Annotated in this window: 1 protein-coding gene; it reads left to right on the top strand. The window is 30.1% G+C overall.

Annotated features, from left to right (window positions below; genetic code table 4):
* Positions 1-97 precede the first annotated feature (97 nt).
* Positions 98-788 (top strand): hypothetical protein (locus tag MOSC01_RS04390; protein WP_010321506.1); only part of this gene is annotated, 691 nt, incomplete at its 3' end.

Below are 788 nucleotides of genomic sequence, written 5' to 3'. Positions count from 1 at the left end.
TTTGTTGCATTTGAAAATTTAAAAAAGCTAACACTTTGGGTGTTAGCTTTCTCCTAAACTCCGACAAAAAAGCCAACACCTTTAGTGTTAATTTTTTTTGTCCTGGTTTACTAATTCAGGTGATTTTAGTTTTAAACTTCAAGGAAAAACAAAACAAGACACAGACTGGGCTAAAAAAGCTGATTTAGAACTTGTTTATATTAGTCAAAAATCACGTTATAGTGTTAAAACTAAAGTCGAATATGATCCAAAAACTGACACTTTTCATACTTATGCCGATAATTTACTTGGTGGTTCAATTTATGAATTACAACTTGTAGCCCCAAACAATCCGCGTTATTATTTTAGTTTTTCGAAAACTTCGCAGTTTTTTTCAACTAAAAACCAAGTTGAAAAATTTAGTCATTATGATATTGAAAATGACACAATTTTGAATCTTGATTTATTTGATTCACAAAACTTACTTGATTCGGCTAATTTAATTTTGTACTATAAAGAAATTGGTTCAAATAAAATTCTTGAAGTAAAAGGTCAACTTGTTGCCAAAAATGACCAAAAACAAGCTAGTTTTGTGCTAAGAAATTTAGATCGCAACCAAAAATACGAAATTCTTTCCACTAAATATTATTTTGATGATCCTGATCAGCTTTTTGATTTGGCAATTTCGCCTTTGGCTAATCGTTATTTTGCCCCAAGTCCAATTGCCGGTAAAATTTTAAATCTTAATCAAAAGCATTATGGTCTAAATTCGGCTTTGCTTGAGATTTCCCTAGCTTTTGAAAACAAAA

The organism is Mesomycoplasma ovipneumoniae SC01, assembly GCF_000218525.1.
GTDB classification, from domain to species: Bacteria; Bacillota_I; Bacilli_A; order Mycoplasmatales; family Metamycoplasmataceae; genus Mesomycoplasma; species Mesomycoplasma ovipneumoniae_A.
Note: the sequence above shows the minus strand (reverse complement) of the source record. Positions and strands in the feature narration are given on the sequence as shown.